Here is a 25,789-nt window from a genome sequence, read left to right as displayed (position 1 = left end):
TCGCTAGCATCGGCCCATGGTCCTTGAAAGCGTGCTCTATGCCCCGGCCATGGATGAGCTGTTCGGCGATGCCGCGCTGATCCAGGCCATGTTCGATTTCGAAGCGGCCCTGGTGCGTGCCCAGGCCGAGCTGGGTCTGATCCCGGAAACCAGTGCGCGCTCGATTGCCAGCCTCTGCCGGGCCGAGCTTTATGACGTGCCGGCCCTGGTCAAGGCTGCCGGCACGGCGGGCACGGTCGCCATTCCTTTGGTCCGGCGGCTGATAGAAAACGTCTCGCTGTTCGACCCGGTCGCCGCTGCCTTTGTCCACCAGGGCGCCACCAGCCAGGATGTGATCGACACCGCCCTGGTGCTGCAGACCCGCAAGGCCTTGCGCCTGATCGAGGCCGACCTGCTGCGCCTTTGCGGCCGCCTGCTGGCGCTGGCCGATGCCCACAAGGGCCAGCCGCTGCTGGCCCGCACGCTGATGCAGCCGGCTCTGGTCACCGGCTGGCGCTGCAAGATCCTGCAGTGGCTGCAGCCGCTCTTGCGCTCGGCGGCCGAGCTGCGCCGCCAGGCCGATGCGGCGCTGCGCCTGCAACTGGGTGGCGCGGCCGGCACGCTGGCGACGCTGGGCCAGCATGCCGATGCGGTCTGCCACCAGGTCTCGGCCCAGTTGCAACTGCCGCTGAGCAACGGGCCCTGGCATGTGCAGCGCGACCGCTGGGTGCGGCTGGGCGCCGAGCTGGGTGTGCTTTGCGGCAGCCTGGGCAAGATCGGACGCGACCTGGCGCTGATGTCGCAAGCCGAGGTCGGTGAACTGGCCGAGGGCCAGACGCCCGGCCGCGGTGGCTCCAGCGCCATGCCGCAGAAGCGGAATCCGGTCGGCGCCATGGTGGCCCTGGCGGCGGCGCAGCGGGCCCCGCATCGCGTGGCCTGCCTGCTGTCCTGCATGGTGCAGGAGCAGGAGCGGGCCCTGGGCGGCTGGCAGGCCGAGCAGGCGGAATGGAGCGGCCTGCTGCTGAGCTGCCATGGCAGCGTTCATGCACTGGCCGACGCCTTCGAGCATCTGCAGGTGTTTCCGGCGCGCATGCTGGAGAACATCGACGCCCAGCAGGACCTGGTGTTCGCCGAAGGCCTGCGCCAGCTGCTGACCCGCGAACTGGGCCGACCGGTGGGCGAGGAGGCGATTGCCGAGCTGATCGCCGGCGTACAGGCCGGCCGCGGGCCGCTGCGCCTGCTGGCCCAGGAGCTGCTGCGCCGGCTGGGCCATCTGCCTGGGCGCGTCGCGCCGGCCGATCTGGAAATGCTGTTCGACGTCCATGCCACGGCGCGCGCCGCCGAGGCCCGGCTGCAGCCCTGGCTCCAGCAGGCGCGCGGCGAGTTCAAGTCGCTGCAGCAAGGCGGAGGGCCTGGCCATGAAGGATGACGGACAGCGGCGCGACGATTTCGAGCGCGGCCTGGCCATGCGCCGGGCCACGCTGGGCGAGGACTGGGTGCGCCGTTCCACCGAAGGCGCGACCGCCTTCACCGCCGAGTTCCAGGACTTCATCACCCGCTATGCCTGGCAGGACGTCTGGACCCGGCCAGGCCTGCCGCATCAGACGCGCCGCCTGCTGGTGCTGGGCATGACCATGGGCCTGGCGCGCTGGGAGGAATTCGAGCTGCACTGCCGCGCGGCGATACGCGGCGGCGTGCCCGTCGAGGCGATCAAGGAAACCCTGTTGCAGGGCGCGATCTACTGCGGCGTGCCGGCGGCCAACACCGCCTTCAAGCTGACCCAGCAGATCCTGGTGCAGGAGGGCCTGGCCCCGCTGCCCGAGCCGCTCAGCCCTGAGCGCCGGCCCAGCCGCCAGCAGACCTTCAGCAGCCCGCAGCTGAGCCTGGTGCTGCAAGGCGAAGGCGAGCGCATCCCGCTGGTGTTCAGCCATGCGCTGGGCCTGGACCTGCATCTGTGGGACGGCTGCGCCACGCATTTCGCGGCACTCGGCCATCCGACGCTGCGCTACGACCAGCGCGGCCATGGCCGCTCGGCGCGGCCGGCCGGCCCCTGTTCGCTGGACCAACTGGTGCAGGACGCCATTCGGCTGATCGAGGAATGGGGCCGCGGCCCGGTGGTCTTCGTCGGCCTCAGCCTGGGCGGCATGGTGGGGCAGGGCCTGGCGCTGGCGCGGCCCGACCTGCTCAAGGGCCTGGTGCTGGCTCACACCACCGCCCAATACCCGCCCGAGGCCCAGGCCGCCTGGGCTCAGCGCATCGCGGCAGTGGAGGCAGGCGGCATGGCGGCGGTCGTGGAGCAGATCGTGGATCGCTACCTTGGAGCTGACGCGTCCTTGTCGGAGTTGCGCGAGGGACTTCGTGCCACGTTGCTGGCCCAGGATCCGCAGGCCTATATGGCGGCGGCGCATGCGGTGTGCTCGGTCGACTACCTGGGCCGCCTGGCGGCCTTGCGCTGCCCGACCCTGGTGATCGCCGGTGGTCGCGACCCAGGCGCCACGCCGGCCATGGCCGAGGCAATGGCCGGCCGCATCGCCCGGGCCCGGCTGGCCTTGCTGCCGGCTGTCGCCCATTTAGGCGTCATGGAAGACCCTGAGGCATTTGAAGCCTTGCTGGGGGAATTCGTTTCTTCCCTGTCCTGAGGGCCTCTCCGGCCCGGCTATGCTGGGCGCTCTATGCACCGTCGCCACCTGCTGCTCGGCTCGGCCGCCACTTTGGCCCTGCCAGGCCTGAGTTCTGCCGCCACCCGTTCCTCCTTCGTCCATGCCGAGGCCTCGGTGGCCTCGCTGTCCCAGGCCATGGCGGCCGGCAAGCTGACGTCCGAGCGCCTGGTGCAGGACTACCTGGCCCGCATCGCCGCGCTCGACAAGGCCGGCCCGCGCCTGAACAGCGTGATCGAGCTCAATCCCGAGGCGCGCCAGATTGCCCGGGCGCTGGATGCCGAGCGCAAGGCCGGCAAGCTGCGCGGCCCGCTGCACGGCATTCCGGTGCTGCTGAAGGACAACATCGCCACCGGCGACCAGATGCACACGACGGCGGGCTCGCTGGCCTTGGCCGACCTGCGCGTCAGCCGTGATGCCCACCTGGTGCAGCGCCTGCGCGCCGCCGGTGCCGTGATCCTGGGCAAGACCAATCTCAGCGAATGGGCCAATATCCGGTCGACCCGCTCGGTCAGCGGCTGGAGTGGCCGCGGCGGGCTGACCCGCAATCCCTATGCGCTGGACCGAAGCACCAGCGGCTCCAGCTCGGGCACCGGCGCCGCGATTGCGGCCGACCTCGCCACGCTGGGCGTGGGCACCGAGACCGACGGCTCCATCGTGTCGCCGGCCTCGATCTGCGGCCTGGTGGGCCTGAAGCCGACGATGGGCCGGGTCAGCCGCGACGGCGTGATTCCCATCGCCCACAGCCAGGACACGGCCGGCCCCATGACCCGCAGCGTTGCCGACGCGGCCTTGCTCTACGCAGCGATGTGCGGCCCCGACGCCGCCGATGCGGTCACGCAGGGCGCGCCGACGGCGGCCGGGCGCCTGGACCCGGCTTCGCTCAAGGGCGCGCGCCTGGGCGTGGCCCGCAACTACTTCACCGGCTTCGATGAGGCCGATGCCGTGATCGAAGCGGCCATCGCCAAGCTGCGCGAGCTGGGCGCCGAGATCGTCGACAACATCGAGCTGGCGCCGGTCGGCTACGGCGATCCCGAGCTGTCGGTGCTGCTGTACGAGCTCAAGGCCGACCTGGCCCAGTGGCTCAAGACTTTTGCGCCCGGCCACAAGATGCAGACGCTGGCCGATGTGATTGCCTTCAACAAGGCGCATCGCGACAAGGAGATGGGCTGGTTCGGCCAGGAGCTGTTCGAGAAGGCCGAGGCCCTGGGCGATTTGTCCGCGCCGGCCTATCGCGAGGCGCTCGCAGCCTGCGGCAAGGGCGCGCGGGAAGAGGGTCTGGACAAGGCCATCAAGGCCCATCGGCTCGATGCACTGATCGCGCCGACCGGGGGGCCGGCCTGGCTGATCGATCCCGTGGCCAGCGACCACTATGGCGCCAGCTTCTCGACGCCGGCCGCGGTGGCCGGCTACCCGCACCTGACGGTGCCCGCCGGCTTCGTGCGCGGCCTGCCGCTGGGCCTGTCCTTTGTCGGACCGGCCTGGAGCGAGTGGAAACTGCTGTCCTACGGTCAGGCTTTTGAGCAGTCCACCCGGCATCGCCGCCCACCTGGCTTTGTCAAGAAGACCGTACCTTGATGAATCGCAGGAATGTTGTGCTGATGATGCAAAGCCCGGCCGATATGCAAGCTAATGTGTGCGGGCCGTGGCCGATATCGCGATCACTTGTTACAGCGCCGACGGCAAATGCCGATCACATGAGAAGCCAGGGAGCCCGCTGCCACGAAGAGTCCGTAAGGAATGTGACGAGGTGTAATCGCAGGCCTATTGCGGGCCTGTCACCCGCTTCCTATAGACTGGGCCGCAGCAAAGAGAGTTGGGGATTGATCCGATGAATTCCGTACCTGAAATCCAGATCCAGACTTCGGTCAGTCACCATCCCTTTCCCCTGCACAGCAATCTCGTCAGCGACTCCGCCGAGCGGCTTCGAAGCCTGGCCCTGATCCAGCGCCGCTATGCGCAGCGGGGTTATGTCACCAAGGGCATGGATCCCAGCCACGACGAGCTGACCACCTTCAGTCTCGGCCTGTCGGACACCATGTCCGGCACGCTCAGCGTGCGCTTCGACGGCCCCAACGGCCTGGGCGCCGACGAGGTCTTCGGCGCCGAGCTGGACGAGCTGCGCCAGGACGGAAGAAAGCTCTGCGAATTCACCCGCCTGGCAATGGAAGAAATGGAGCAGCCGTCCAAGGACGCGCTGGCCCGCCTGTTCCAGACCGCCTATGTCTTTGCCCACCGCCGCCGCCATGCCGAGCTGCTGGTGATCGAGGTCAACCCGCGCCATGTGGTGTTCTACCGCCGCATGCTGGGCTTCAAGGTCATGGGCGAGACCCGCTTCAACGAGCGGGTGCGCGCACCGGCCGTGCTGATGGTGCTGGACCTGGAACATGCCCGCCAGGAGATCGACCGAGTGGGCGGCAGCGCGGCCCGCGGCGAGCCGGCCCGCTCGCTCTACGCCTACATGTTGCCGACCGAGCAAGGCCTGCAGCTGGTCTGAGAAGGCCGCTTGCTAGCGCCAGCCCAGCTGGCGCGACAGCTCACGCCCCGAGGCGAGCAGCTGCAGGGCGGCGCTGCCGGCCGGATCCAGGTCGATGGCGGCGCTGGGGCCGATCACCGTCAGGCTCAGCACGATGCGGCCCGCCTCATCGAACACCGGCGCCGCCAAGGCACTGACGCCGGGCACCACACCATCCCTTGAGCTCGCGAGTCCGAGCTCGCGCACCTCGGCCAGCAAGGCCTTGTCCAGCCTGGCCGCGGCGCGCCCTTCGGCGGCGGCCTCCATGGCCAGCGCTGACACCACCACTTCGCGCGGCAGATGGGCCGCGAACAATCGGCCCGAGGCCGTGCCCGTCAGGCTCATCACCGTGCCATGGCGCATGCTGATGTGGACCGGGCTTGGCGCCTCGGCCACGCGGACTATGGTCGGCCCGCGATTGCCCCAGACAGCGATGGCCACGGTATGGCCCAGGCTGATCGCCAGCTCCTCGATGCGCGGCGTGGCCAGGCGCACCGGGTCGTACTGCTGCAGCGAGATCAGGCCCAGCTGGAGGGCCAACGGGCCCAGGCCGTAGCGGCCGCCTTCCTGTTCCACCAGGCCCAGCTTGATGAAGCTGACCAGGTAGGGATGGGCCTTGGCCGGCACCATGCCGGCCTCGCGGGCCAGGTCCTTCAAGGCCATGGGCCGGCCCTGGGCCGCCAGCGCGATCAGCAGCTGGCCGCCGACCTCGACGCTCTGGATGCCCCGCGGTCCACCACGCTCGGCTTCTTGGTTTTCGCTCATGGGCCGCGAGGCTAGCAGAGGCTCCAATCCCCTGGCAAGAAAATTCGTTATAGACGAATCGATTTGCTTTTGGTTAAATTGCGGCCTCGCCAGAGCAGAGGCCATCCATGAGCCAGACCAGCAAGACCTTCGCCTCCCAGGCCGACCTGGAGGAAAAACGGGTCAGCTTCGACAAGCTGTCCGAGCATGCCTATGCCTACACGGCCGAGGGCGACCCCAACACCGGCATCGTCATGGGCGACGACGCGGTGATGGTGATAGACACCCAGGCCACGCCGGTGATGGCCCAGGACGTGATACGCCGCATCCGCGAGGTCACGGACAAGCCGATCAAGTACGTGCTGCTGAGCCACTACCACGCGGTGCGCGTGCTGGGCGCCTCGGCCTACAAGCCCGAGCATGTGATTGCCAGCCAGGACACCTTCGACCTCATCGTCGAGCGCGGCGAGCAGGACAAGGCCAGCGAGATCGGCCGCTTCCCGCGCCTGTTCCAGAACGTCGAATCGGTGCCTCCGGGCCTGACCTGGCCCACGCTCACCTTCACCGGCAAGATGACGCTGTGGCTGGGCAAACTCGAGGTGCAGATCCTGCAATTGGGCCGCGGCCATACCAAGGGCGACACGGTGGTCTGGCTGCCGCAGGACCGGGTGCTGTTCTCCGGTGACCTGGTCGAATTCGATGCCACGCCCTATGCCGGCGATGCCTATTTCCAGGACTGGCCGCAGACGCTGGACCGTCTGGCCGCGCTGAAGCCGGCCAAGCTGGTGCCGGGTCGCGGCGCGGCGCTGCAGACGCCCGAGCAAGTGCAAGCCGGCCTCGAGGGCACTCGCGCCTTCGTCTCCGAGCTGTATGCCGCCGTCAAGGCCGGCGTGGCCGCGGGCCGCGACCTGAACCGGGTCTACCGCGAGGCCTATTCGCAGCTGGAAGGCAAGTACGGCCACTGGGTCATCTTTGCCCACTGCATGCCGTTCGACGTGACCCGCGCCTTCGACGAGGCCAGCGGCCATGTGGACCCGCGCATCTGGACCGCCGAACGCGATATAGCAATGTGGAAGAGCCTGGAGGGGCAGTGAACATCATGGAAAAGATTGAACGCATTCATCACGTGGCCTACCGCTGCCTGGACGCCAAGGCCACGGTGGAGTGGTACGTCAAGCACCTGGGCATGGACTTCGTGCTGGCCATCGCCGAGGACAAGGTGCCTTCGACCGGCGCCGACGACCCCTACATGCATGTCTTCCTCGACGCCGGCCAGGGCAATGTGCTGGCCTTCTTCGAGCTGCCCAAGGCGGCCAGCATGGGTCGCGACGAGAACACGCCGCAGTGGGTGCAGCACATTGCCTTCAAGGTCGAGAACTACGAGGCGCTGGAGACGGCCAAGGCCCGCCTGGTGGCTGCCGGCATCGAGGTGCTGGGCCCGACCGACCACACGATCTTCAAGAGCATCTATTTCTTCGACCCCAATGGCCACCGCCTGGAGCTGGCGGCTGACGTGGGCACGCCCGCCATGTACAAGTCGCTGGACGAGTGCAAGTGGGAGATGCTGAACGAATGGGCCGCCACGCGCCGCGCGCCCAAGCATGCGGCCTGGATGCACGACAAGTCGCTGGCCTCGCCCACCTGAGCCGGCGGCTGCCATGCAGTCCACATTCAGCTACCCCGAGTACGCCTACCGCCGCAGCGAAGAGCAGGCCAGCGGCGCGCTGCGCCGCCATGCGGTCGTCATCGTCGGTGCCGGTCCGGTGGGCCTGACGCTGGCGCTGGACCTGGCCTCGCGCGGCCAGGCTGTGGTGCTGCTGGACGACAACAACAGCGTGTCCAGCGGCTCGCGCGCCGTCTGCTATGCCAAGCGGCCGCTGGAGATCTGGCGCCGGCTCGGCGTGTCGAGCGAGCTGCTGGAACGCGGCGTGCGCTGGCAGGTCGGCAAGGTCTTCTTTGGCGACAGCCTGGCCTACCAGTTCGACCTGCTGCCCGAGGCCGGCCACCAGCTGCCGGCCATGATCAACCTGCAGCAGTACCACCTGGAGCAGCGGCTGGTCGAGGCAGCGCTCGACCAGCCGCTGATCGACCTGCGCTGGAAGCACCGCGTCAAGGCGCTGGAGCAGGGCGACGAGTTCGCGACGCTCACGGTCGAGACGCCCGATGGCGAATTCCGGATGCAGGCCGACTGGCTGGTGGCTTGTGATGGCGCGAGCAGCGATGTGCGGCAGATGGTGGGCGCACCGTTCACCGGCCAGGCTTTCCAGGACCGCTTCTTGATCGCCGACGTCGTCATGAAAGCCGACTTCCCGACCGAGAGATGGTTCTGGTTCGACCCGCCTTTCCACCGCGGCCAGTCGGTGCTGCTGCACAAGCAGGCCGACAACGTCTGGCGCATCGACTTCCAGCTCGGCTGGCAGGCCGACCCGGCGGAAGAGAAGAAGCCCGAGAACGTGATCCCGCGGATTCGCGCCATGCTGGGCCCGGACGCGGACTTCGAGCTGGAATGGGTCTCGGTCTACCAGTTCGCTTGCCGCCGCATCGACCGCTTCCGCCATGGCCGGGTGCTCTTCGCCGGCGACTCGGCCCACCAGGTCTCGCCCTTTGGCGCTCGCGGCGCCAACAGCGGCGTGCAGGATGCCGACAACCTGGCCTGGAAGCTGGCGGCCCTGCTGCGCGGCGAAGCCAACGAAGCCCTGCTCGACAGCTACGAGCAGGAGCGCTCGCTGGCGGCCGACGACAACCTCTCGAACTCGACCCGCTCGACCGACTTCATCACACCCAAGAGCCGGGCCTCGCTGCGGCTGCGCAATGCGGTGCTGGAGCTGGCGCGCACCGAACCGTTCGCACGGCCCCTGGTCAACAGCGGCCGGCTTTCGACGCCGACGCCCTATGTCGATTCCGCGCTCAACACGCCCGATGCCGAGGCTTTCGAAGGCCGCATGAAGCCAGGTACGGCCTGCGCTGATGCGCCGCTGAAGACGGCCGACGGCCGGGCGGCCTGGCTGCTCGACCACCTGGGCCAGGGCTTCACGCTCTTGAGCTTCGGGCCTGCACCGGCGGTCCAAGGTCTGCACCTGCTCGAAATCGGCCGCGAGCTGATTGACGAGCAGGTCCTGCTGGCGCAGCGCTACGACGCAAGGCCCGGCACCGTCTACCTGATCCGGCCGGACCAACATGTGGCCGCACGCTGGCGAAGCTTCGATGCCGCGGCCGTGCAAGCCGCGCTGGACCGAGCCCTGGCAAGGAGTAGCGCATGACAGGCCTGATACGAACGCCCAACATCCCCGACCCCGACGGCTTCTACGAGCAGCTGATCGCGGCCCAGCGCGAGCTCAGCGACGAGCAGGCCGACCTGCTTCTCGCCAAGCTGGTGCTGATCCTGGCCAACCAGGTCGGCGACCGCGAGATCCTGGCCGAGGCGATTGCCCTGGCCCGCACGAACACCCTGACGAACCCCTGAACCGTCCCATGAACATCCAGACCGATACCACGCACGACCCCAAGGCCACGAGCTGGGTGGAGAGTGCCAATGCCGCCGAGAGCGAATTTCCGATCCAGAACCTGCCGTTCGGCGCCTTCCGCCGACGCGGCAGCGACGAGGCCGCGCGCATTGGCGTGGCCATTGGCGACCAGATCCTGGACCTGCAGCGGGCCCTGCAGCAGGGCGGCTGGAGCAGCGCCATCCAGGGGCTGCTCCAGCCCTTGGCCCAGGGTGACCTGAATGCCCACATGGCCCGCAGCGCCGAGGAGCGGCTGGCCTTGCGCCATGCGCTGTTCGAGGCCTTGCTGAGCGGCTCCGAGCAGGAGGCGGCACTGCGCGGAGCCTTGGTCGCGCAGGCCGATGCCGAGATGCTGCTGCCTTGCCGCATCACCGACTACACCGACTTCTACACCGGCATCCATCACGCCACCACGGTGGGCAAGCTGTTCCGTCCGGACAATCCGCTGCTGCCCAACTACAAGTGGGTGCCCATCGGCTATCACGGCCGCAGCTCGTCCATCGTGGTCAGCGGCACCGGCATCCGCCGGCCCTGGGGCCAGCGCAAGGCACCGGACGCGGCCGAGCCCACGTTCGCACCCAGCCAGCGGCTGGACTATGAGCTGGAACTGGGCGCCTTCGTGGCCGGCGGCAATGCCCTCGGCGAGCCGATTGCGATGGAGAAGGCCGAGCAGCACCTGTTCGGGCTCACGCTGCTGAACGACTGGTCGGCCCGCGACATCCAGCCCTGGGAATACCAGCCGCTGGGCCCCTTCCTGGCCAAGAACTTCGGCACCACGATCTCGCCCTGGATCGTCACCATGGAAGCGCTGGCGCCGTTCCGCACCGCCTTCGAGCGGCCGGCCGAAGATCCGCAGCCGCTGCCCTATCTGGACTCTGCGCAGAACCGTACTCAGGGCGCCTTCAACATCGAGCTGGAGGTCTGGATAGAGACGGCGGCCATGCGCGCTGCCGGCCTGCCGGCCGAGCGGCTTTCGCAGTCCAACTTCCGCGATGCCTACTGGACCTGGGCCCAGATGCTGACCCACCATGCCAGCGGCGGCTGCAACATGAACCCCGGCGACCTGCTGGGCAGCGGCACGCAGAGCGGGCCCAGGCCGGAGCAGGGCGGTTCGCTGCTGGAGCTGAGCCTGGGGGGCAAGCAGGCGATCCGGCTCGCCAACGGCGAGACCCGGACCTTCCTGCAGGACGGTGACCGCCTGATGCTGCGCGGCCGGGCCGTGGCCGAGGGCGCGCGCAGCATCGGCTTCGGCGAATGCAGCGCGGAGATGCTGCCCGCGCGCTGAAGGCCGCTGCTTACTTGGCCTTGGCCGGCGTATCGATCGCCTTGGGCGCCGAGACCTCGACCGAGCCGCGCACCGAGCGGTAGGCCGACTTCTCGGCGATGTCGAGCAGCTTGCCCATCATGTCGGCCATGGACATCTGCTGGCCCACGTCCAGCGAGGCGGCGTCCGGATCGTGGTACTTGACGCTGTCCAGCTGCGGCTTGCGCGACAGCACCTTGAGCGTCTGCGCGTCCAGCGTCACGCGATCGAAGAAGAAATAGGGCGCGACGTAGGTCGAGTACTTGCCGGCCTCACCGGTCTTCGGGTTGACCGTCTTGTAGTCGCCGTTGCGCTCGCTGACCTCGTTGACCGTGCCTTCCGAGTCGATGTCGAACGAGGTGGCGGCCAGCGGCTGCACATAGATGCCGATGCCGCTGAGCTTGCCGGCCATGCCCTTGGTGCCGCGCCAGGAGTAGTGGGGGACGATGGCTTCGATGCGGTCCCATTGCTTGCGTTCGGGCGCGGCCATCAGGTACTTGCGCAGCTCGTCCAGCAGCAGCTCGTTGCGGTCCCGGGTATTGGCCTTGTCCAGGACCTCGGCGAATTCCGCCGGCGGGTTCCAGCTCAGCAGCACGCGCTGGGTCTTGGGCTCTTCCAGCTCCAGCGCGCGATCCAGGCCGCGCAGCACGGCGTAGTTCAGCTGCTGGCCCTGGGTCTGCACCGTCTGGCGCTTGAACGGGTCGGTGTGGCTGCCGGTGCTGGGGCGCTGGCGGACGAAGCTGATCTGGTCGCCGACCGCGGCGATCAGGGCCACGGTGGTCGGTGCCTCGGCCTGGACCCGTTGGGCCCAGACGGAAGTCATGGGCAGCAGGGCTGCTAGTGCGACAAGCGAAAGACGACGGCGAAGCTGCATGGGTTCCTCCTGATGCTGTTGTTTTGTGTTCTGACCAAAAAAAGTTCCGGCTCTTCCTGGAACAAGGATCCGGCCGGTGCGGATTCTCTTAGAAAACTAACGGGGCGCCGAGGCGGGCGGCGTGATTGCACGGGCCGGCCCCACCTCGACCTCGCTCTTGCCGCGCACCGACTGGAAGGCCGAGCGCTCGGCCAGGTTGAGCAGCCGCTCGAACATGTCCTTGACCGGCAGCTGCTTGGCCACGTCGATCGCGTCGGAATAGGGGTCGCTGTACTTGACGTCGTCGTACTGCGGCTTGCGCGAGAGCACGGCCAGGGTCTTGGCGTCCAGCGTGATGCGGTCGAAGTAGAAATAGGGCGCGACGAAGGTCGACTCCTTGCCGGTCTCGCCGGTCTTGGGATTCACCGTCTTGAGCTGGCCGTCGTTGACCGTGCTTGAAGACACGTCGCCGTTCTCGTCGAACTCGACCGTGCCGGACTGCAGGGGCTGGACGTAGATGCCCATGCCGCCGAGCTTGCCGGCCATGCCCTGGCGCTCCAGATGCGAGTAGCGCGGCAGCACGGCCTCGATGCGGTCCCAGTCCTGCCGCTGGGGCATGGCGCGCAGATGTTCGCGCAGGGCATCCAGCAGCAGCTCATCGCGCTTGCCGCCGTAGCTCTTGTCGATGGCGGCGGCGGTTTCGGGCGGCGTGCTCCAGCGCAGCATGATGCGCTGCGAGCCCGGCTCTTCGAGTTCCAGCGCCTTGTCCAGGCCGCGCAGCACGGCGAAGTTCAGGGCCTGGCTGTTGATGGGGACGGACTGGCGCCGGAAGGGTTCGATGTGACCGCCCGTGCCTTCGCGCTGGCGCACATAGCTGAGCTTGTCGCCGACGGCGGCGACCAGGGCGATCACGGCGGGCTTGGGAGTCTGCGCCAGGGCCGCCAGCGGCTGCAGCAGGATGATGGCGGCGAACAGCGGACTCAGGATCGCGGACTTCATGGAGCGTCTCCTAGTAGGGGCTCTGGCGGGCTCTTGTCGCGGCGCAGCATAGCAGCGGGTTTCCGGGGATGACCAAGGCCATGGGCGAGCTGCGCAAGGGCAAACGCCAGTGCCGGGCTGCGGGTCCGCACCTACCATCCTTGCTCGGGTGGCCTGCAAGCTAGAAGGAGACTGAGCATGAGACTGATGACTGCCAAGCAATCGCTGTTCGGCCTGGTCCTGGGTATCGCCAGCTCGCTGGGCCTGGCCCAGGAGGTGACGCTCAAGGTCCACCATTTCTGGCCGCCGGGCGCCATGCCGCCGACCAGGATCCTGCAGCCCTGGTGCGACAAGATCGCCGCCGACTCGGCCAACAAGCTCAAGTGCCAGATCTTCCCGGCCATGCAGCTGGGCGGTTCGCCCCCTCAGCTGATCGACCAGGCCAAGGACGGCGTGGTCGACATCGTTTTCACGTTGCCGGGCTACACGGCCGGCCGCTTCCCCATCATGGAGGTGTTCGAGCTGCCCTTCATGACCAACTCGGCCGAGGCGGCGGCGCGCGCGGCCTGGGACTACTACGGCAAGTACGCCAGCAAGGAATTCACCGGCCTCAAGCCGCTGATGTTCAGCACCCATGACGAGGGCTATCTGCACAGCCGCGAGAAGCAGATCAAGAGCATGGCCGACCTCAAGGGCATGAAGCTGCGTGCGCCGACCCGCCAGACCAACAAGCTGCTGGCCTCGCTGGGCGCGACGCCGGTGAGCATGCCGCTGCCGGGCGTGGCCGATGCGGTCAGCAAGGGCACCATCGACGGTTTCGCCCTGCCCTGGGAGGTCATCCCTTCGGTCAAGCTGCACGAGATGGTCAAGTACCACACCGAGACCGATCCCTCGCGGCCGGCGCTGTACAGCGCGGTCTTCATCCTGGCCATGAACCAGGCGAAATACGACAGCCTGAGCCCCGAGCTGAAGGCCGTGATAGACCGCAACTCCGGCGCCCAGCTGTCGCAGCATGCGGGCCGCATCTGGGACGAGAGCCAGGCCGTGGGCCGCAAGCCGGCCATGGACCGCGGCAACGTGTTCTACACCGTGCCGGCGGCCGAGGTGGACCAGTGGATCAAGGCCAGCCATCCGCTGTATGACGACTGGGTGGCTGACATGGACAAGCGCGGCCTGCCCGGCAAGCAGATGCTGCAGGACGCCCAGGCCCTGCTGGCCAAGTACAAGAAGTGATCTGGCTGCGGCGCCTGGCGCTGTGGAGCGCGCTGGCCGGTTGCCTGGCCGGCTGCGCCGTGGCCTTGCTGACCGTGCTGAGCATCGTCGGCCGGGCGCTGTGGTCGCGGCCGATTCCTGGTGACGTGGAGCTGAGCCAGTTCGGCATCGCGCTGTGCATCGCGCTATGCCTGCCCTGGTGCCAGCTGCAGCGGGCCAACATCATCGTGGACTTCTTCACCCAGAAGGCGCCGCCTCGGGTGAACCGCGTGCTCGATGCCGTCGGCTCGCTGCTGCTGGCGGTGATGGTCGGCCTGCTGGCCTGGCGTTCGGCGGTCGGTGCGCAAGCGGTGCGCGAGGCCGGCGAGATCACGATGATCCTGGCTCTGCCGATGTGGCTCAGCTATGCGACGCTGTCGCCGGGCCTGGCACTGACGGCCGTGATCGCATTGGTCCAGGCGGCCGGCCGTATGGAGGCTCGATGAGCGGCGGCAGCGTGGGACTCTGGATCTTCGTGGCCATGCTGGCGCTGATGGCGCTGCGCGTGCCCATCGCCGCGGCCATGTTCATTCCGGGCGCGGCCGGCTACTGGCTGATGACCAGCGATCTGGCCCTCTTGAACCTGCTCAAGGGCTCGGCCGTGGCGCGGCTTTCGGTCTACGACCTGTCGGTGATTCCGCTGTTCCTGCTGATGGGCCAGTTCGCCACCCAGGGCGGCCTGAGCCGGGCGCTGTTCCGCGCCGCGGCGGCCTTCGTCGGCCACCGGCGCGGTGGCCTGGCGATGGCGGCCATCCTGGCCTCGGCCGCCTTCGGCGCGGTCTGCGGTTCCTCGGTCGCCACCTGCGCCACCATCACGCAAGTGGCCTACGGCGAGATGAAGAAGGGCGGCTACCACGGCCGGCTTTCCACCGCGGTGCTGGCCACCGGCGGCACGCTGGGCATCCTGATCCCGCCCTCGGTGCCCTTGGTGGTCTACGCCATCCTGACCGAGCAGAACATCGCCAAGCTGTTCGCCGCCGCCTTCGTGCCCGGCCTGATCGCCACCGCCGGCTACCTGGCCGTGATCGCAATCTACTGCCGGCTGCGGCCCGAGCTGGCGCAACCGAGCGAGCGCCAGGCCTGGCCGGCGCGCTGGAAGGCTCTGTGGGGCGTGTGGCCGCTGGTGGCGATCTTCGTGCTGGTGTTCGGCGGCATCTATGGCGGCCTGTTCTCGCCGACCGAAGGCGCGGCGGTCGGCGCCATCTGCACTTTCGCCAGCGGCGCCTTGAGCGGCGAGTTGCGCTGGGAGGGCCTCAAGCGCAGCTTCCTGGGCACGGCCGAGACCTCGGCCATGGTGTTCATGATCTTCCTGGGCGCCGACATGATGAACTCGGCCCTGGCACTGACCCAGATGCCGGCCCGGCTGGCCGAGTGGGTGGGCCATCTGCAGGTCGCGCCGCTGACCATCGTGGCCCTGATCCTGGCCTTCTATGTGCTGCTGGGCTGCGTGATGGACGAGCTCTCGATGATGCTGCTGACCATCCCCGTGCTGTTCCCCACCATCATGCAACTGGACCTCTGGGGCCTGGCGGCCGAGCCCAAGGCGATCTGGTTCGGCGTGCTGGTCTTGATGACCGTCGGTGTTGGCATGCTGGCGCCGCCAGTGGGGCTCAATGTCTATGTGGTCAACGGCATGGCGCGCGACGTGCCCATGAACGAGACCTACAAGGGCGTGATGCCCTTCCTGGTCTCGGACTTCCTGCGCATCGTTGCGCTGCTGTTCTTCCCGGCGCTGAGCCTCTACGTGCTCAAGTGGCTTTGAACAGGCGCAAGGCGAGCGGCGACAGCAGCTCGCCCAGGGCGATGCCCAGGCTGTCGGCCAGCAGGTCGGCCCATTCCGACTCGCGGCCCGGCACCAGCAGCTGCAGCAGCTCGATCGCACCGCCATAGGCCACCAGTCCTAGCGCCATCGGCCACCAGCGCCTCGGCCAGGCCAGCCGGCCTACGAGCATCAGGCTGCCGAAGGCGAGCAAGTGGTTGGCCTTGTCCCATCCGGTACTCAGCTCGCGCGGCGGCACCGGCGTCAGCGCCAGCCAGGCGACGATGAGAACGAGCGCGACGAACAGGGCCTGCCAGGCGCGGCGCATTCAGCGCGGCTCCTCGTGGCCGCTCTGCCAGCTCGGCAAGGTGTAGCCGGTCCACAGGGCCGCGGCGCGCAGCAGCGTGGCCGTGCCGGCGGCGAGCAGCAGGCCGAGCTCCTGCGAAAGCCCCAGCTGGGTGGTGGCGACCAGCACCCAGGCGCCGGCGAAGGAGCAGATCGCATAGGGCCGGTGGTCGCGGAAGGCGCTGGGAATCTCGTTGCAGACGATGTCGCGCAGCACGCCGCCGAACACGGCCGTGACCATGCCCATCAGCACAGCGACTATGGCCGGCTGCTGCAGATTCAGCGCGATCTGCGTGCCGCCGGCGGTGAACAGGCCCAGGCCCAGGGCGTCGGGCCACTGCATGGCGCGTTCGGTGACCGCGAAATGTCGGGCCCGCAGGAACAGCATGGCGGCGACGCACAGGCCCAGCAGCAGCCACAGCCAGACCGCATGCTCGACCCAGAAGAAGGGCCGCCGGTCCAGCAGCACGTCGCGCAAGGTGCCGCCACCGAAGGCGGCAAGACCTGCCACCACGCAGATTCCCACGGCATCCAGCCGCTTGCGCGCGGCCTCCAGCAGGCCGGACAGCGCAAAGGCGATGGTCGCCACGGCCTCGATGGCGATCTGGGCGTTGGACAGGGTGAAGAGGGCGGTGGTCTTGATCGTGCTCATTTCATCCGGCGTTGACGACTCGGTGGCGGCCCATGCGCTTGGCCTCGTAGAGCGCCGCATCGGCGCGTTTCAGCAGGGCCTCCAGCGGCTCGCCGGCCGCGCCCTGGCTGGCCACGCCAATGCTGACGCCCACATGCAGCGGGCCGGCATCGGTGGCGAAGGCGACCTGCTCGACAGACTGGCGCAGCCGCTCGGCCATGCTGGTGGCGGAATCGGCGCCCACGTCGAACCAGAGCACGACGAACTCCTCGCCGCCCAGGCGCACCGCCAGGTCGCTGGCCCGCACCTGCTGCTGCAGGCGATGGCCCAGCTCGACCAGCACCTGGTCGCCGACCGCATGGCCATGGCGGTCGTTGATCAGCTTGAAATGGTCCAGGTCCAGCATGGCGGCGGCCAGCTGCAGCGGCCGCTGCGAGGTGGCGGCGCGCTGGTGCAGGCGCAGCATACGGTCGTCCAGGCCGCGGCGGTTCAGGAGGCCGGTCAGCGGGTCGATCTCGACCAGGGCCAGGATCTTGTGGGTCAGCCGCTGATTGACCAGCAGCAGCAGGGCAAAGCCCTGGGTCAGCAGCAGGGCGATGAAGGCCAGCAGCCACAGCGCATTGGCCTGCTCGGTCTGGGCGGCCGGCGTGGCCGGACCGGGCATCACCATCCAGCCGCGCAGCCAGTGGGCGAGCATGGACAAGGCCTGGTCGGTGGCCATCAGCGACAGCGGAAAGCTGAACTCCTGGCGCAGGGCCCGGACCAGCGGCCACAGGGCCACGGCGCGCAGCAGCCCGGCGCCGAACAGCGACAGGCTCAGCGAGACTCCCAGCGGCTGCCCCAGGCTGACAACGACGATGGACAGCAAGGCCATCACCAGCATGGCCAGCAGCAGGGCCAGCCAGTGCAGCCGCAGGCCGAGGAAGGCGCGCACGCCCAGCGCGACCAGGCCGGCCGACACCACACCGCCTATGTGGCCCAGGGTCAGCAGCGGGGCAGGGCCGCCCTCCAGCACCGCCCAGTCGCGGGCCGACTGGGCCAGCACCACGGCGGCGAAGGCGCCGGTCCAGAACCACAGGCCGTAGCGCCCGCGCGCCTGCCAGGCGCCGCCAACCAGAACACCCAGCATCAGCACGGCCACCATCAGGTAGACCGTCAGCAGGGTGTCGACATGCAGGACTCCGGGCATGGCGGCATTGTCGGGTCAGGGTGTGCCCGGGTGGGCCGGAATCTGGCCTATGGCATCATTGAAACGTTGTTTCAAAAAATGGACTTGCGATGAGCGCGACGAAGAAAGTGGCCTTGCTGGGCGAATGCATGCTGGAGCTGCAGGGCCAGGCCTTCGGCGCCATGAACCAGACCTTCGGCGGCGACACCCTGAACACCGCCGTCTACCTGTCGCGCTGCGGCAGCGGCCTGGAGGTCTGCTATGCCACCGGCCTGGGCGAGGACAGCCTGTCCACCGGCCTGATCCAGCGCTGGCAGACCGAGAACCTGGACTGCAGCCTGGTGCGCCGCATCGCCGGCCGCATGCCGGGGCTCTACCTAATCGAGGTGGACGAGCGCGGCGAGCGCAGCTTCAGCTACTGGCGCGACACCAGCGCGGCCAAGGCCTATTTCGAGACCGCGGCCACGCCGCTGGAAGAGCGCGAGGCCGAATGGGATTGCCTGTACCTCAGCGGCATCAGCCTGGCCATCCTGCCGCCGGCCGGTCGCGAGCGGGTGTTCGCGCTGATGCAGCGGCTGCGCCAGCGCGGTGCCCAGGTCGTGTTCGACAACAACTACCGGCCGCGGCTCTGGCCGGACATCGCGGTGGCGCGCGAATGCTTTGCCCGCGCCTTCGAACTGGCCACCCTGGCCCTGCTGACGGCCGACGACCACCAGGCCCTGCTGGGCCTGCCCAGGGTGGACGAAGCCGTGGCCCTGGCCAAGCAGTTGCCGGCGCCCGAACTGGTGATCAAGCGCGGCGCCCAGCCGACGCTGTTGCGCGCGCCGGGCCAGGACTGGACCGAGGTGGCCACCGAGCGGGTCGAGCGCGTGGTGGACACGACGGCGGCCGGCGATTCCTTTGCCGCCGGTTATCTGTCGCGCCGACTTGCCGGGGCCCCGGCGGTCGAGGCCGCTGCCTTTGCCAACCGGCTGGCGGCCCGCGTGATCCAGCATCGCGGCGCGTTGATCCCGCGCGAGGCGATGGCGGAGTTGATGGCCGTCAAGGCCTGAGAGGCGCGGGCTCGCTAAGGTGCGAGCCATCATGTTCCACCGCACCCGCAGCCTGGTCGGCAAGCTGGCCCTGATACAGACCAGCTTCCTGATCGTCGCCCTGGCCTCGATCGCCTTCACGCTGTGGGTCTCCTGGCAGCTCGAAGGCGGGGCCGGCGCCATCAACGAGGCTGGCCGCATGCGCATGCTGAGCTACCGCATGACGCTGGCCCACGGCGCCGGCGACTGGCCTGCCCTGGAGCGCGACATGCGCGACTTCGGCCTGATGGTGCAGCGCCTGCGCAGCGGCGACCCGGAGCGGCCGCTGTTCGTGCCGGACACCGACGAATGCCGCGAGCGACTGGCCGAGGTCGAGCGGCAATGGCCGCGGCTGCGCGGAGCCCTGGAGCTGTCCACGCCGTCGTCCGAGCTGCGCCGCCAGGCCGACGGTTTCGTGGCGAGCATCGACGGACTGGTCGGCGCCATCGAGCACACCATTGCCGCGCGCACCGCCGTCCTGGGCGGGCTCTGCTTCGGTCTGGTGGTGCTGGTCGTCGCAGCCTCGGTGATCTTCGTCTCCGGCACCTATGTCTGGATCATCCAGCCCCTGCAGCGGCTGCGCGACGGCCTGCAGCGCATGGCCGCCGGCCAGTTCGGCGCGCGGGTGGATGAAGGCGCCTCGGTCGAGGAGTTCGGTCGCCTGGCCTCGGGCTTCAACCAGATGGCACAGGCGCTGCAGCAGGCCTATGAGGGCCTGGAAGGCAAGGTCAAGGACAAGACCGCCCACCTGGCCCGCCAGAACGAACGCCTGCAGGCGCTGTACGACGTGGCCCAGATGGGCAACCAGCCCGACGCCAGCCTGGAATCACTGGCCCAGAGCTTCGCGGTCAAGCTGGCCCGCATCGCCCGGGCCGATGCCAGCGCGGTCCGCATTGCCGCCCAGGAGGGCGAGCGCTGGCTGCTGCTGGGTCAGCACTGCCTGCCCCAGGCCATGATCGATGCCGAGCGTTGCCTGCGCCAGGGCGATTGCGCCTGCGGTTTCACCGCCCCGGCAGACGGCCCGCGCGTGATTCCCATCCAGGCCGCCGGCCAGCCGCGGCTCGGCCATTGCGAGGCGGCCGGCTACCAGACCGTGATCTCGATCACCATGCGCGCCGGCGCGCGGCTGATCGGCGAGGTCGAGCTGTTCCACTATGGCGCCCATGGCCTGGGCGAGGACGAGAGGCAGTTGCTGGATGCGCTGGTCGGCCAGTTCGCGGTCCAGGTCGACAACATCCGGCTGGCGGCGCGTGATCGCGAGATGGCGGTGTCGGAAGAGCGCAACCTGCTGGCCCAGGAGCTGCATGATTCGATCGCCCAGGTGCTGGCCTTCCTGAAGATCCAGGTCCAGCTGCTGCGCGGCGCAATGATCCGCGGCAGCGAGCAGGAGGTGCAGGCCAGCCTCGAAGAGATCGATACCGGCGTGCGCGAGTGCTATGCCAACGTGCGCGAGCTGCTGGTGCATTTCCGCACCCGGCCGGGTCACGAGGACATCGAGCATGCGCTGCGCACCACGCTGGCCAAGTTCGAGCGCCAGAGCGGCCTGTCGACCCAGCTGAGCATGGGCGAGGCCGGCCTGCCGCTGCCGCCGGACCAGCAGGTGCAGGTGCTGCACATCGTGCAGGAGGCACTGTCCAATGTGCGCAAGCATGCCGAGGCCGACCATGTGCGGCTGCGGGTCGAGTCCTCGCCCCGCTGGCTGTTCGAGGTGCAGGACAACGGCCGCGGCTTTGCGCTGTCCGAGGCCGAGGCCGCCACCACGCACGTGGGCCTGCAGATCATGCGGGAGCGGGCGGACCGCATCGGTGCCAGCCTGAGCATCGAGACGCCACCCGAAGGAGGCACCCGAGTGAGCCTGTTGCTGCCGCCCCAGGCCCGGCTGAGCGCCGAGGCGGGCGACCCGAGAGAGGAGCTGGCTGCATGACATCCAAGATACGCGTCCTGGTGGTCGACGACCACACGCTGTTCCGCCGCGGCCTGATCGCGCTCCTGCGCCAGGAGGCCGGCATCGAGGTCGTGGGCGAGGCGGCCGATGCCGCCGATGCGCTGCGCCGGGCCCGGGAGCTGCGTCCCGACCTGATCCTGCTGGACAACCACATGCCCGGCGTCACCGGCCTGGCCCTGCTGCCCAGCCTGCGTGCCGAACTGCCCGAGGTCCGTGTGCTGATGCTGACGGTCAGCGAGGACGAGCAGGACCTGGCCGAGGCGCTGCGCAACGGCGCCCAGGGCTACCTGCTCAAGACCGCCGAGGGTGACGAGCTGGCCGCGGCCCTGATCCGCACCATGCGTGGCGAATCCGTGGTGGCTGCCGAGATGAGCCACAAGCTCTTGAACGTCCTGCGCGGCGGCTCCTCGGCCCCGGCCCGGGCGGTGGCGCCGGTGGACGAGGAGCCGCCGCTGTCGCCGCGCGAGCTCGAGATCCTGCGCGAGCTGACCCAGGGCGCCAGCAACAAGGAGATCGCCCGGCAGCTCGGCATCGCGGAGAGCACGGTCAAGATCCATGTGCAGCACATCCTGCGCAAGCTGGGTCTGAGCTCGCGGGTGCAGGCGGCGGTCTGGGGCAGCGAGCGCGGGCTGGCGCCGGCCGCCAGCGCCGGCTGATCCCGCTGGCGATGATCGAGCATTACCCGACGATCAAGCTGGTCCACCTGGCCCTGGTCGCGACCAGCGGCAGCCTTTTCGCTGCGCGCGGACTCGGCGTGCTGACGGGTGCGGCCTGGCCGATGCAGGAACTGGCGCGGCGAGCCAGCGTGCTGATCGACAGCGCCTTGCTGCTGGCCGGCGCGACGCTTTGGATGCAGCTGCAGCTCAATCCGCTGGGCAATGCGCCCTGGCTGGGCGTCAAGCTGTTGCTGCTGCTCGTCTACATCGCGCTGGGCAGCGTGGCGCTGAAGCGAGGCAGCACGGCGAGCCGGCGGCGCCTGGCCTATGCCGCGGCCCTGGCGGTGTTCGGCTTCATGCTCACGGTGGCACGGGCCCACCATCCGCTGGGCCTGCTGGCGGCATGGAGCGGCTGAGCGCGGCCACCACGTCGGACTGGGTGATCATGCCGACCAGCCGGCGGCCCTGGGCCACGATGGGAATGTGGTGGTGGCCGGTGCTGCCGAACATGGGAATCAGCTCGGCCAGATGGCGGTCCACCTGGGCCACCCGCACCTGGCGGCTCATGATGTGGCCGACCCGCTCGGGCGGGCCTGCGCGCAGCGTCCAGTCGCGCAAGCGGCGCAGCCGCTCGTCGAAAGGTGCATCCGGTTCAAGCTCGGCCGCCCGCATGAAGTCGGCCGGCGTGACGATGCCGGCGATCTCGCCATTGGCATCGACCACCGGCAGCGCCTTGATGCGGTGCTGGCGGAACAGCCGCCAGGCCTGGTCCAGCGGCGTGGCGTGGCCGACCGTGATCAGCTCGCGCGACATGATGTCGCCGCAGCGCAGCTCGGCCAGGCGGCGCTGGTAGCCGCGCAGCTGGCTGTCCTCGATCAGCGCGCGCAACTCGTCGCGGCCTATGTCCAGCACCTGGTTGTAGCGGGCCAGCACCGCATCCAGGTCCTGCTCGGCCCCGGGCGCGGCCGGTGCCGGCAGATGCGGATAGGGCCGCCGGGTTGCATGGTTGTAGGCGATGCCGGCCAGTACCAGCACCAGCGAATTCAGCAGCACCGGATGCAGGGCGAACCAGGGCTCGTGGATGCCGGCCAGCACCATCAGCAAGGCCGTGCCGCCGCCGGGCGGATGCAGGCAGCGCAGGGCCAGCATGGCCGCAATCGCACTGGCCACCGCCAACGCGGCCGCCGCTTCCACCGGCAGGCCCAGCGAGCCGCAAGCCATGCCGGCCAGCGCCGAGACCAGGTTGCCGCCGAGCACGGACCAGGGCTGGGCCAGCGGGCTGTTCGGAACAGCGAACACCAGCACGGCGCTGGCGCCCATGGTGGCGATCATCCAGGCACCGACGGCCGGCGCCCGGTGGTGGCTGATCCAGGCGGTGAGGGCGATGCCCAGCAGCGCGCCCATGACCACGCGGATGCGTTCGCGCCAGTCGATGCTGGGCGCTTCGGGCCGCAGCGCGGCCAGCCATTGTTTCAGTGGCAAGGTGAGGGGGACTGAGCCTGCAAGGCCGAGGATATTAGTCCCGCGGCAGCAGCCGCTGTTCGATCAGCGCATCCTTCTCGGCCCATTGGCCTTCTATCCAGGTGCCGATGCGGGCGCGCTGGGTCTTGTCGCGGCCCGGGTCGCCGCCGACCACCTCGGCCGGGATGCTGCGGCGCTGGACCACCACCTCCACCCGGCCCAGCCGGCCGCTGAGCAGGTCCCAGAAGCTGGGCGTGCCATCGGGGTAGACCAGGGTCACGTCCAGCAGGGCCTCGAACTGTTCGCCCATGGTGGCCAGGGCAATGCCCAGCGCGCCGACCTTGGGCTTGAGCAGGTGGCGGTAGGGGCTTTGCTGGCGGGCGTGCTTGGCCTGGGTGAAGCGGGTGCCCTCGACGAAATTGATCACCGTGGTCGGGATGCTGCGGAACTTCTGGCAGGCCTTGCGCGTGGTCTCCAGGTCGGCGGCCTGGGCACCGCTGCTGCGGCCCCGCTTCATGAACGGAAAGTCCAGCGCCCACCAGGCCAGGCCTATCACCGGCACCCAGATCAGCTCCTGCTTGAGGAAGAACTTGAGGAAGGGGATGCGGCCGTGGAAGACCCGCTGCAGCACCAGGATGTCGACCCAGCTGCGGTGGTTGGGCGAGACCAGGTACCAGCCGTGACGATTCAGGCCCTCGGCGCCCTCGACCTGCCAGGGCGAGCGCTCCAGCAGGGACAGCCAGACGCTGTTGCGGGCGACCCAGCTGGAGGCCAGGGCGTTGAGCAGGCGATCGCAGGGCTTGCGCGTGAACGGCAGGACCAGCTTGAGCAGGGCCGGCACGATCATGAGCGTGAAGGTCACGAGCGTGTTGAGGCCCAGCAGCAGGCCGCTGATCAGGCCCAGCAGCGGCGCCGGCACGAATCTGGAAAGGGGCATGGTCGGGGACTGTAGCGGCATCAACCCGGCTGGGACAGGGCGGCCAGGGCCCGCACCTCGTCAGCCAGTTGCCGGAACAGCGCCTCGGCCTGGGCGACGTCGAAATCGGCGTGGTGGTGCTTGCGCACGCCCATCTCGTGCAGCCGGATGTGGCGGGTCGGCGCCAGGCCCTGACCGGCCAGGCAGGCCTGGCTGCAGGCCAGCACGCAGCCGTCCAGGGCCAGGATGGGGCGACCCTGGTCCTGGGCTTCGGTCGCCTTGCGCACCAGGCTCTTCACGCCGCCGCCGACCCCGGCGATGCAGGACATCTCGGCCAGGCCGGCGCGGTCCAGGCGCACGGCCAGGTGGTTGGCCAGCTGGGCGGCATCGGAGCAACCCGAGCAGCTGTAGATCAGGGGCAGGCTAGGCGTCATGGCGTCATGCTCGCGGCCGATATGGGCACCCGGCTTGCGTTCGATCAAAAGATGTATTGAAGATGTTGATTTAAGAATCCGATGCCCGCAGAATTCATGCATTCAAGAGTCAACTTCAAGGAATCGCCATGAACGCACCGCTGGCCGACACCGTGGTCCTGGACCTGCGCCGCATCCCGCCCTATGAGCGGCATCCGATGATCTTCAGCCACTTCGCCCAGCTGCTCGCGGGCGACAGCTTCGAGCTGGTCAACGACCACGATCCGCAGCCGCTGCGCCAGCAGTTCCAGGCCCAATGGCCGGACGGCTTCGACTGGCAGTACCTGGAGCAGGGCCCCTCGGTCTGGCGGGTGCGCATCGCACGCAAGGCCGAGGCCCGCAGTTGCTGCGGCTGCTGCGGCGGCTGACGGCGAGGACATGGCCATGAGTTCGGTCTATCTGCAGTTGCAGGAGCCCCGTCCGCAGGTCCAGGCGGACTGGGCACTGTGGGAACTGGGCTTCCGTCCGTTCTACCTGCTGGCCGCGGGCTTTGCGCTGTTCAGCGTGCCGCTGTGGGCCTTGCAGTTCTCGGGCCTCGTGCAGGCGCCCCTGCTGCGCGGCTCGGCCTGGCATGCGCATGAGATGGTGTTCGGCTACCTGCTGGCCGTCATCATCGGCTTCCTGTTCACGGCCGGCCGCAACTGGTCGGGCCAGGCCACGCCCACCGGGCGGCCGCTGATGCTGCTGGCGGCGCTGTGGCTGCTGGCGCGCGTGCTGGTGCTGACGCCCTGGACCTGGGCGGCGCTGATTGCCAATGTGGCCGTGCCCTGGCTTGCGGCCTGGGGCCTGTGGCGGGCCCTGAGGCGCGGCAGCAATCGCCGCAACTACTTTTTCGTGGGCCTGCTCGTGGCGATGGGCGGCGCAGCCGGCGTGCTGCACCTGAACCTGATGCAGCGTGTCGAGCTGCCGCCGGGGCTGGGACTGCCGGTGGCGCTGGACATCGTGCTGTTCATGATCGCCGTGATGGCCGGCCGCATCCTGCCCATGTTCTCGAACAACGGCGTGCCGGGGCTCAATGCCCAGCGCAAGGCCTGGGTCGAGCGCGGCGCGCTGGGCACGGTGCTGGCACTGCTGGCATTTGACGCACTGGGCATCGACGGCTGGCCGCTGTTGGCACTGCTGGTGCTGGCCGCTGCCGTCCATGCACTGCGCCTGCTGCTGTGGCAGCCCTGGCGGGTGCTGAGCAAACCGCTGGTCTGGGTGCTGCAACTGGCCTACGCCTGGCTGCCGGTCCATCTGCTGCTGCGCTGCGGCGCCGAGCTGGGCTGGTGGGCCAACGGCCCGGCCACCCATGCCCTGACCCTGGGCCTGATGGGCATGATGACCCTGGGCATGATCACCCGCACGGCGCTGGGCCACACCGGCCGCGCCTTGCAGGCCGGTCCGGTCGAGCTGCTGGCCTATGCAAGCCTGCTGGTGGCGGCCCTGGTGCGGGTCTTCGTGCCCTTGCTGTGGCCGGCGGCCCTGATGTTCGGCGTGCAGGTCGCCACCATGCTGTGGATGTTTGCCTTCGGGCTCTATCTGTGGCGTTACACGCCGATGCTGATGCGCCCCCGGGCCGACGGCCTGCCCGGCTAGGATG

The 25,789-nt window shown here is 69.0% G+C and carries 27 protein-coding genes; 18 read left to right on the top strand and 9 right to left on the bottom strand.

The annotated features are described in order from the left end of the window. The first annotated feature begins 16 nt into the window (after positions 1-16). The 4 genes from QT382_RS14765 (at position 17) to QT382_RS14750 (ending at position 5,133) form a co-directional block, all read left to right on the top strand. Positions 17-1,408: a lyase family protein gene (locus QT382_RS14765; RefSeq protein WP_289254866.1), complete on the top strand. Its 1,392-nt coding sequence runs from the start codon at positions 17-19 to the stop codon at positions 1,406-1,408. Continuing rightward, complete coding sequence (pcaCD, locus tag QT382_RS14760) at positions 1,398-2,618, top strand: bifunctional 4-carboxymuconolactone decarboxylase/3-oxoadipate enol-lactonase PcaCD (protein ID WP_289254865.1); 1,221 nt, start codon at positions 1,398-1,400, stop codon at positions 2,616-2,618. The genes QT382_RS14765 and pcaCD overlap by 11 nt, the downstream gene beginning before the upstream one ends. Before the next feature lie 33 nt (positions 2,619-2,651). Beyond that, the gene (locus tag QT382_RS14755; RefSeq protein ID WP_289254864.1) at positions 2,652-4,214 is read left to right on the top strand and encodes an amidase; all 1,563 of its coding nucleotides are present in this window, start codon (positions 2,652-2,654) and stop codon (positions 4,212-4,214) included. Between the two features lie 253 nt (positions 4,215-4,467). Beyond that, positions 4,468-5,133: an N-acyl amino acid synthase FeeM domain-containing protein gene (locus tag QT382_RS14750; RefSeq protein WP_289254863.1), complete on the top strand. Its 666-nt coding sequence runs from the start codon at positions 4,468-4,470 to the stop codon at positions 5,131-5,133. A gap of 12 nt (positions 5,134-5,145) precedes the next feature. On the opposite strand, the gene QT382_RS14745 is transcribed toward QT382_RS14750, so the two are convergent. Then, complete coding sequence (locus QT382_RS14745) at positions 5,146-5,916, bottom strand: IclR family transcriptional regulator (RefSeq protein WP_289254862.1); 771 nt, start codon at positions 5,914-5,916, stop codon at positions 5,146-5,148. 107 nt (positions 5,917-6,023) lie between these two features. Here QT382_RS14745 and QT382_RS14740 point away from each other — a divergent pair, with 107 nt between their 5' ends. From QT382_RS14740 to fahA, 5 genes are read left to right on the top strand one after another with little or no spacing between them, the layout of a single operon-like run. Beyond that, positions 6,024-6,989 carry an MBL fold metallo-hydrolase gene (locus QT382_RS14740; protein WP_289254861.1) on the top strand — a complete coding sequence of 322 codons (966 nt, stop codon included), beginning with the start codon at positions 6,024-6,026 and terminating at the stop codon, positions 6,987-6,989. A 5-nt stretch (positions 6,990-6,994) separates the two neighbouring features. Further along, positions 6,995-7,540 carry a VOC family protein gene (locus tag QT382_RS14735; protein WP_289254860.1) on the top strand — a complete coding sequence of 182 codons (546 nt, stop codon included), beginning with the start codon at positions 6,995-6,997 and terminating at the stop codon, positions 7,538-7,540. 13 nt (positions 7,541-7,553) lie between these two features. Then, positions 7,554-9,155, top strand: a complete 1,602-nt coding sequence (locus tag QT382_RS14730) for an FAD-dependent oxidoreductase (RefSeq protein WP_289254859.1) — start codon at positions 7,554-7,556, stop codon at positions 9,153-9,155. Beyond that, positions 9,152-9,358, top strand: a complete 207-nt coding sequence (locus tag QT382_RS14725; protein WP_289254858.1) for a DUF2783 domain-containing protein — start codon at positions 9,152-9,154, stop codon at positions 9,356-9,358. The genes QT382_RS14730 and QT382_RS14725 overlap by 4 nt, the downstream gene beginning before the upstream one ends. A gap of 8 nt (positions 9,359-9,366) precedes the next feature. Next, complete coding sequence (gene fahA / locus QT382_RS14720; protein WP_289254857.1) at positions 9,367-10,683, top strand: fumarylacetoacetase; 1,317 nt, start codon at positions 9,367-9,369, stop codon at positions 10,681-10,683. A gap of 10 nt (positions 10,684-10,693) precedes the next feature. Here the strand turns inward: fahA and QT382_RS14715 are convergent, their stop codons facing one another. After that, positions 10,694-11,524, bottom strand: coding sequence for a hypothetical protein (locus QT382_RS14715; protein WP_289254856.1), 831 nt, complete (start codon positions 11,522-11,524; stop codon positions 10,694-10,696). 147 nt (positions 11,525-11,671) lie between these two features. Further along, entirely contained in the window at positions 11,672-12,553 is an 882-nt protein-coding gene (locus QT382_RS14710; protein WP_289254855.1) for a hypothetical protein, read from the bottom strand. 186 nt (positions 12,554-12,739) lie between these two features. Between QT382_RS14710 and QT382_RS14705 the strand changes: the two genes are divergently transcribed. Genes QT382_RS14705 through QT382_RS14695 form a run of 3 tightly spaced genes read left to right on the top strand, consistent with a single transcriptional unit; the run spans position 12,740 to position 15,545 of the window. Then, positions 12,740-13,765 carry a TRAP transporter substrate-binding protein gene (locus QT382_RS14705; RefSeq protein ID WP_289255462.1) on the top strand — a complete coding sequence of 342 codons (1,026 nt, stop codon included), beginning with the start codon at positions 12,740-12,742 and terminating at the stop codon, positions 13,763-13,765. Then, entirely contained in the window at positions 13,762-14,229 is a 468-nt protein-coding gene (locus QT382_RS14700) for a TRAP transporter small permease (RefSeq protein ID WP_289254854.1), read from the top strand. Before QT382_RS14705 ends, QT382_RS14700 begins: the two co-directional genes overlap by 4 nt. Beyond that, positions 14,226-15,545 (top strand): TRAP transporter large permease, encoded by a 1,320-nt coding sequence (locus QT382_RS14695; protein ID WP_289254853.1) that lies wholly within the window; start codon positions 14,226-14,228, stop codon positions 15,543-15,545. Before QT382_RS14700 ends, QT382_RS14695 begins: the two co-directional genes overlap by 4 nt. Here QT382_RS14695 and QT382_RS14690 read toward each other — a convergent pair. From QT382_RS14690 to QT382_RS14680, 3 genes are read right to left on the bottom strand one after another with little or no spacing between them, the layout of a single operon-like run. Further along, positions 15,532-15,870 carry a VanZ family protein gene (locus QT382_RS14690; protein ID WP_289254852.1) on the bottom strand — a complete coding sequence of 113 codons (339 nt, stop codon included), beginning with the start codon at positions 15,868-15,870 and terminating at the stop codon, positions 15,532-15,534. The two genes, QT382_RS14695 and QT382_RS14690, sit on opposite strands and share 14 nt — an antisense overlap. Beyond that, positions 15,871-16,539 (bottom strand): trimeric intracellular cation channel family protein, encoded by a 669-nt coding sequence (locus QT382_RS14685; protein WP_289254851.1) that lies wholly within the window; start codon positions 16,537-16,539, stop codon positions 15,871-15,873. 1 nt (position 16,540) lies between these two features. Further along, positions 16,541-17,707, bottom strand: a complete 1,167-nt coding sequence (locus QT382_RS14680; RefSeq protein WP_289254850.1) for a GGDEF domain-containing protein — start codon at positions 17,705-17,707, stop codon at positions 16,541-16,543. 89 nt (positions 17,708-17,796) lie between these two features. On the opposite strand from QT382_RS14680, the gene QT382_RS14675 reads away from it, so the two are divergent. From QT382_RS14675 to QT382_RS14660, 4 genes are read left to right on the top strand one after another with little or no spacing between them, the layout of a single operon-like run. Further along, positions 17,797-18,738: a sugar kinase gene (locus QT382_RS14675; RefSeq protein WP_289254849.1), complete on the top strand. Its 942-nt coding sequence runs from the start codon at positions 17,797-17,799 to the stop codon at positions 18,736-18,738. A gap of 31 nt (positions 18,739-18,769) precedes the next feature. Then, entirely contained in the window at positions 18,770-20,680 is a 1,911-nt protein-coding gene (locus tag QT382_RS14670) for a type IV pili methyl-accepting chemotaxis transducer N-terminal domain-containing protein (RefSeq protein ID WP_289254848.1), read from the top strand. After that, complete coding sequence (locus QT382_RS14665) at positions 20,677-21,357, top strand: response regulator (RefSeq protein WP_289254847.1); 681 nt, start codon at positions 20,677-20,679, stop codon at positions 21,355-21,357. Before QT382_RS14670 ends, QT382_RS14665 begins: the two co-directional genes overlap by 4 nt. Positions 21,358-21,368: 11 nt before the next feature. Next, positions 21,369-21,773 (top strand): SirB2 family protein, encoded by a 405-nt coding sequence (locus tag QT382_RS14660; protein WP_289254846.1) that lies wholly within the window; start codon positions 21,369-21,371, stop codon positions 21,771-21,773. Here the strand turns inward: QT382_RS14660 and QT382_RS14655 are convergent. From QT382_RS14655 to QT382_RS14645, 3 genes are read right to left on the bottom strand one after another with little or no spacing between them, the layout of a single operon-like run. Continuing rightward, the gene (locus QT382_RS14655) at positions 21,718-22,839 is read right to left on the bottom strand and encodes an HPP family protein (protein ID WP_289254845.1); all 1,122 of its coding nucleotides are present in this window, start codon (positions 22,837-22,839) and stop codon (positions 21,718-21,720) included. The genes QT382_RS14660 and QT382_RS14655 overlap by 56 nt on opposite strands. A 34-nt stretch (positions 22,840-22,873) precedes the next feature. Beyond that, positions 22,874-23,755 (bottom strand): 1-acylglycerol-3-phosphate O-acyltransferase, YihG family, encoded by an 882-nt coding sequence (yihG, locus tag QT382_RS14650; RefSeq protein ID WP_289254844.1) that lies wholly within the window; start codon positions 23,753-23,755, stop codon positions 22,874-22,876. A 20-nt stretch (positions 23,756-23,775) separates the two neighbouring features. Next, positions 23,776-24,168: a putative zinc-binding protein gene (locus tag QT382_RS14645; RefSeq protein ID WP_289255461.1), complete on the bottom strand. Its 393-nt coding sequence runs from the start codon at positions 24,166-24,168 to the stop codon at positions 23,776-23,778. A gap of 128 nt (positions 24,169-24,296) precedes the next feature. Here QT382_RS14645 and QT382_RS14640 point away from each other — a divergent pair, with 128 nt between their 5' ends. Together QT382_RS14640 and QT382_RS14635 are read left to right on the top strand one after the other, a co-directional pair. After that, complete coding sequence (locus QT382_RS14640; RefSeq protein ID WP_289254843.1) at positions 24,297-24,575, top strand: DUF2249 domain-containing protein; 279 nt, start codon at positions 24,297-24,299, stop codon at positions 24,573-24,575. Between the two features lie 16 nt (positions 24,576-24,591). Next, positions 24,592-25,785 (top strand): NnrS family protein, encoded by a 1,194-nt coding sequence (locus QT382_RS14635; protein WP_289254842.1) that lies wholly within the window; start codon positions 24,592-24,594, stop codon positions 25,783-25,785. Positions 25,786-25,789: the final 4 nt, after the last annotated feature.

This window comes from Pelomonas sp. SE-A7 (genome assembly GCF_030345705.1).
Taxonomy (GTDB): Bacteria; Pseudomonadota; Gammaproteobacteria; order Burkholderiales; family Burkholderiaceae_C; genus JAUASW01.
Note: the sequence above shows the minus strand (reverse complement) of the source record. Positions and strands in the feature narration are given on the sequence as shown.

Coding starts and splice junctions, on each gene's coding strand:
- QT382_RS14765 (WP_289254866.1), top strand. CDS start 17: ATGGTCCTTGAAAGCGTGCTCTATGCCCCGGCCATGGATGAGCTGTTC.
- pcaCD (WP_289254865.1), top strand. CDS start 1,398: ATGAAGGATGACGGACAGCGGCGCGACGATTTCGAGCGCGGCCTGGCC.
- QT382_RS14755 (WP_289254864.1), top strand. CDS start 2,652: ATGCACCGTCGCCACCTGCTGCTCGGCTCGGCCGCCACTTTGGCCCTG.
- QT382_RS14750 (WP_289254863.1), top strand. CDS start 4,468: ATGAATTCCGTACCTGAAATCCAGATCCAGACTTCGGTCAGTCACCAT.
- QT382_RS14745 (WP_289254862.1), bottom strand. CDS start 5,916: ATGAGCGAAAACCAAGAAGCCGAGCGTGGTGGACCGCGGGGCATCCAG.
- QT382_RS14740 (WP_289254861.1), top strand. CDS start 6,024: ATGAGCCAGACCAGCAAGACCTTCGCCTCCCAGGCCGACCTGGAGGAA.
- QT382_RS14735 (WP_289254860.1), top strand. CDS start 6,995: ATGGAAAAGATTGAACGCATTCATCACGTGGCCTACCGCTGCCTGGAC.
- QT382_RS14730 (WP_289254859.1), top strand. CDS start 7,554: ATGCAGTCCACATTCAGCTACCCCGAGTACGCCTACCGCCGCAGCGAA.
- QT382_RS14725 (WP_289254858.1), top strand. CDS start 9,152: ATGACAGGCCTGATACGAACGCCCAACATCCCCGACCCCGACGGCTTC.
- fahA (WP_289254857.1), top strand. CDS start 9,367: ATGAACATCCAGACCGATACCACGCACGACCCCAAGGCCACGAGCTGG.
- QT382_RS14715 (WP_289254856.1), bottom strand. CDS start 11,524: ATGACTTCCGTCTGGGCCCAACGGGTCCAGGCCGAGGCACCGACCACC.
- QT382_RS14710 (WP_289254855.1), bottom strand. CDS start 12,553: ATGAAGTCCGCGATCCTGAGTCCGCTGTTCGCCGCCATCATCCTGCTG.
- QT382_RS14705 (WP_289255462.1), top strand. CDS start 12,740: ATGACTGCCAAGCAATCGCTGTTCGGCCTGGTCCTGGGTATCGCCAGC.
- QT382_RS14695 (WP_289254853.1), top strand. CDS start 14,226: ATGAGCGGCGGCAGCGTGGGACTCTGGATCTTCGTGGCCATGCTGGCG.
- QT382_RS14690 (WP_289254852.1), bottom strand. CDS start 15,870: ATGCGCCGCGCCTGGCAGGCCCTGTTCGTCGCGCTCGTTCTCATCGTC.
- QT382_RS14685 (WP_289254851.1), bottom strand. CDS start 16,539: ATGAGCACGATCAAGACCACCGCCCTCTTCACCCTGTCCAACGCCCAG.
- QT382_RS14680 (WP_289254850.1), bottom strand. CDS start 17,707: ATGCCCGGAGTCCTGCATGTCGACACCCTGCTGACGGTCTACCTGATG.
- QT382_RS14675 (WP_289254849.1), top strand. CDS start 17,797: ATGAGCGCGACGAAGAAAGTGGCCTTGCTGGGCGAATGCATGCTGGAG.
- QT382_RS14670 (WP_289254848.1), top strand. CDS start 18,770: ATGTTCCACCGCACCCGCAGCCTGGTCGGCAAGCTGGCCCTGATACAG.
- QT382_RS14665 (WP_289254847.1), top strand. CDS start 20,677: ATGACATCCAAGATACGCGTCCTGGTGGTCGACGACCACACGCTGTTC.
- QT382_RS14660 (WP_289254846.1), top strand. CDS start 21,369: ATGATCGAGCATTACCCGACGATCAAGCTGGTCCACCTGGCCCTGGTC.
- yihG (WP_289254844.1), bottom strand. CDS start 23,755: ATGCCCCTTTCCAGATTCGTGCCGGCGCCGCTGCTGGGCCTGATCAGC.
- QT382_RS14645 (WP_289255461.1), bottom strand. CDS start 24,168: ATGACGCCTAGCCTGCCCCTGATCTACAGCTGCTCGGGTTGCTCCGAT.
- QT382_RS14640 (WP_289254843.1), top strand. CDS start 24,297: ATGAACGCACCGCTGGCCGACACCGTGGTCCTGGACCTGCGCCGCATC.
- QT382_RS14635 (WP_289254842.1), top strand. CDS start 24,592: ATGAGTTCGGTCTATCTGCAGTTGCAGGAGCCCCGTCCGCAGGTCCAG.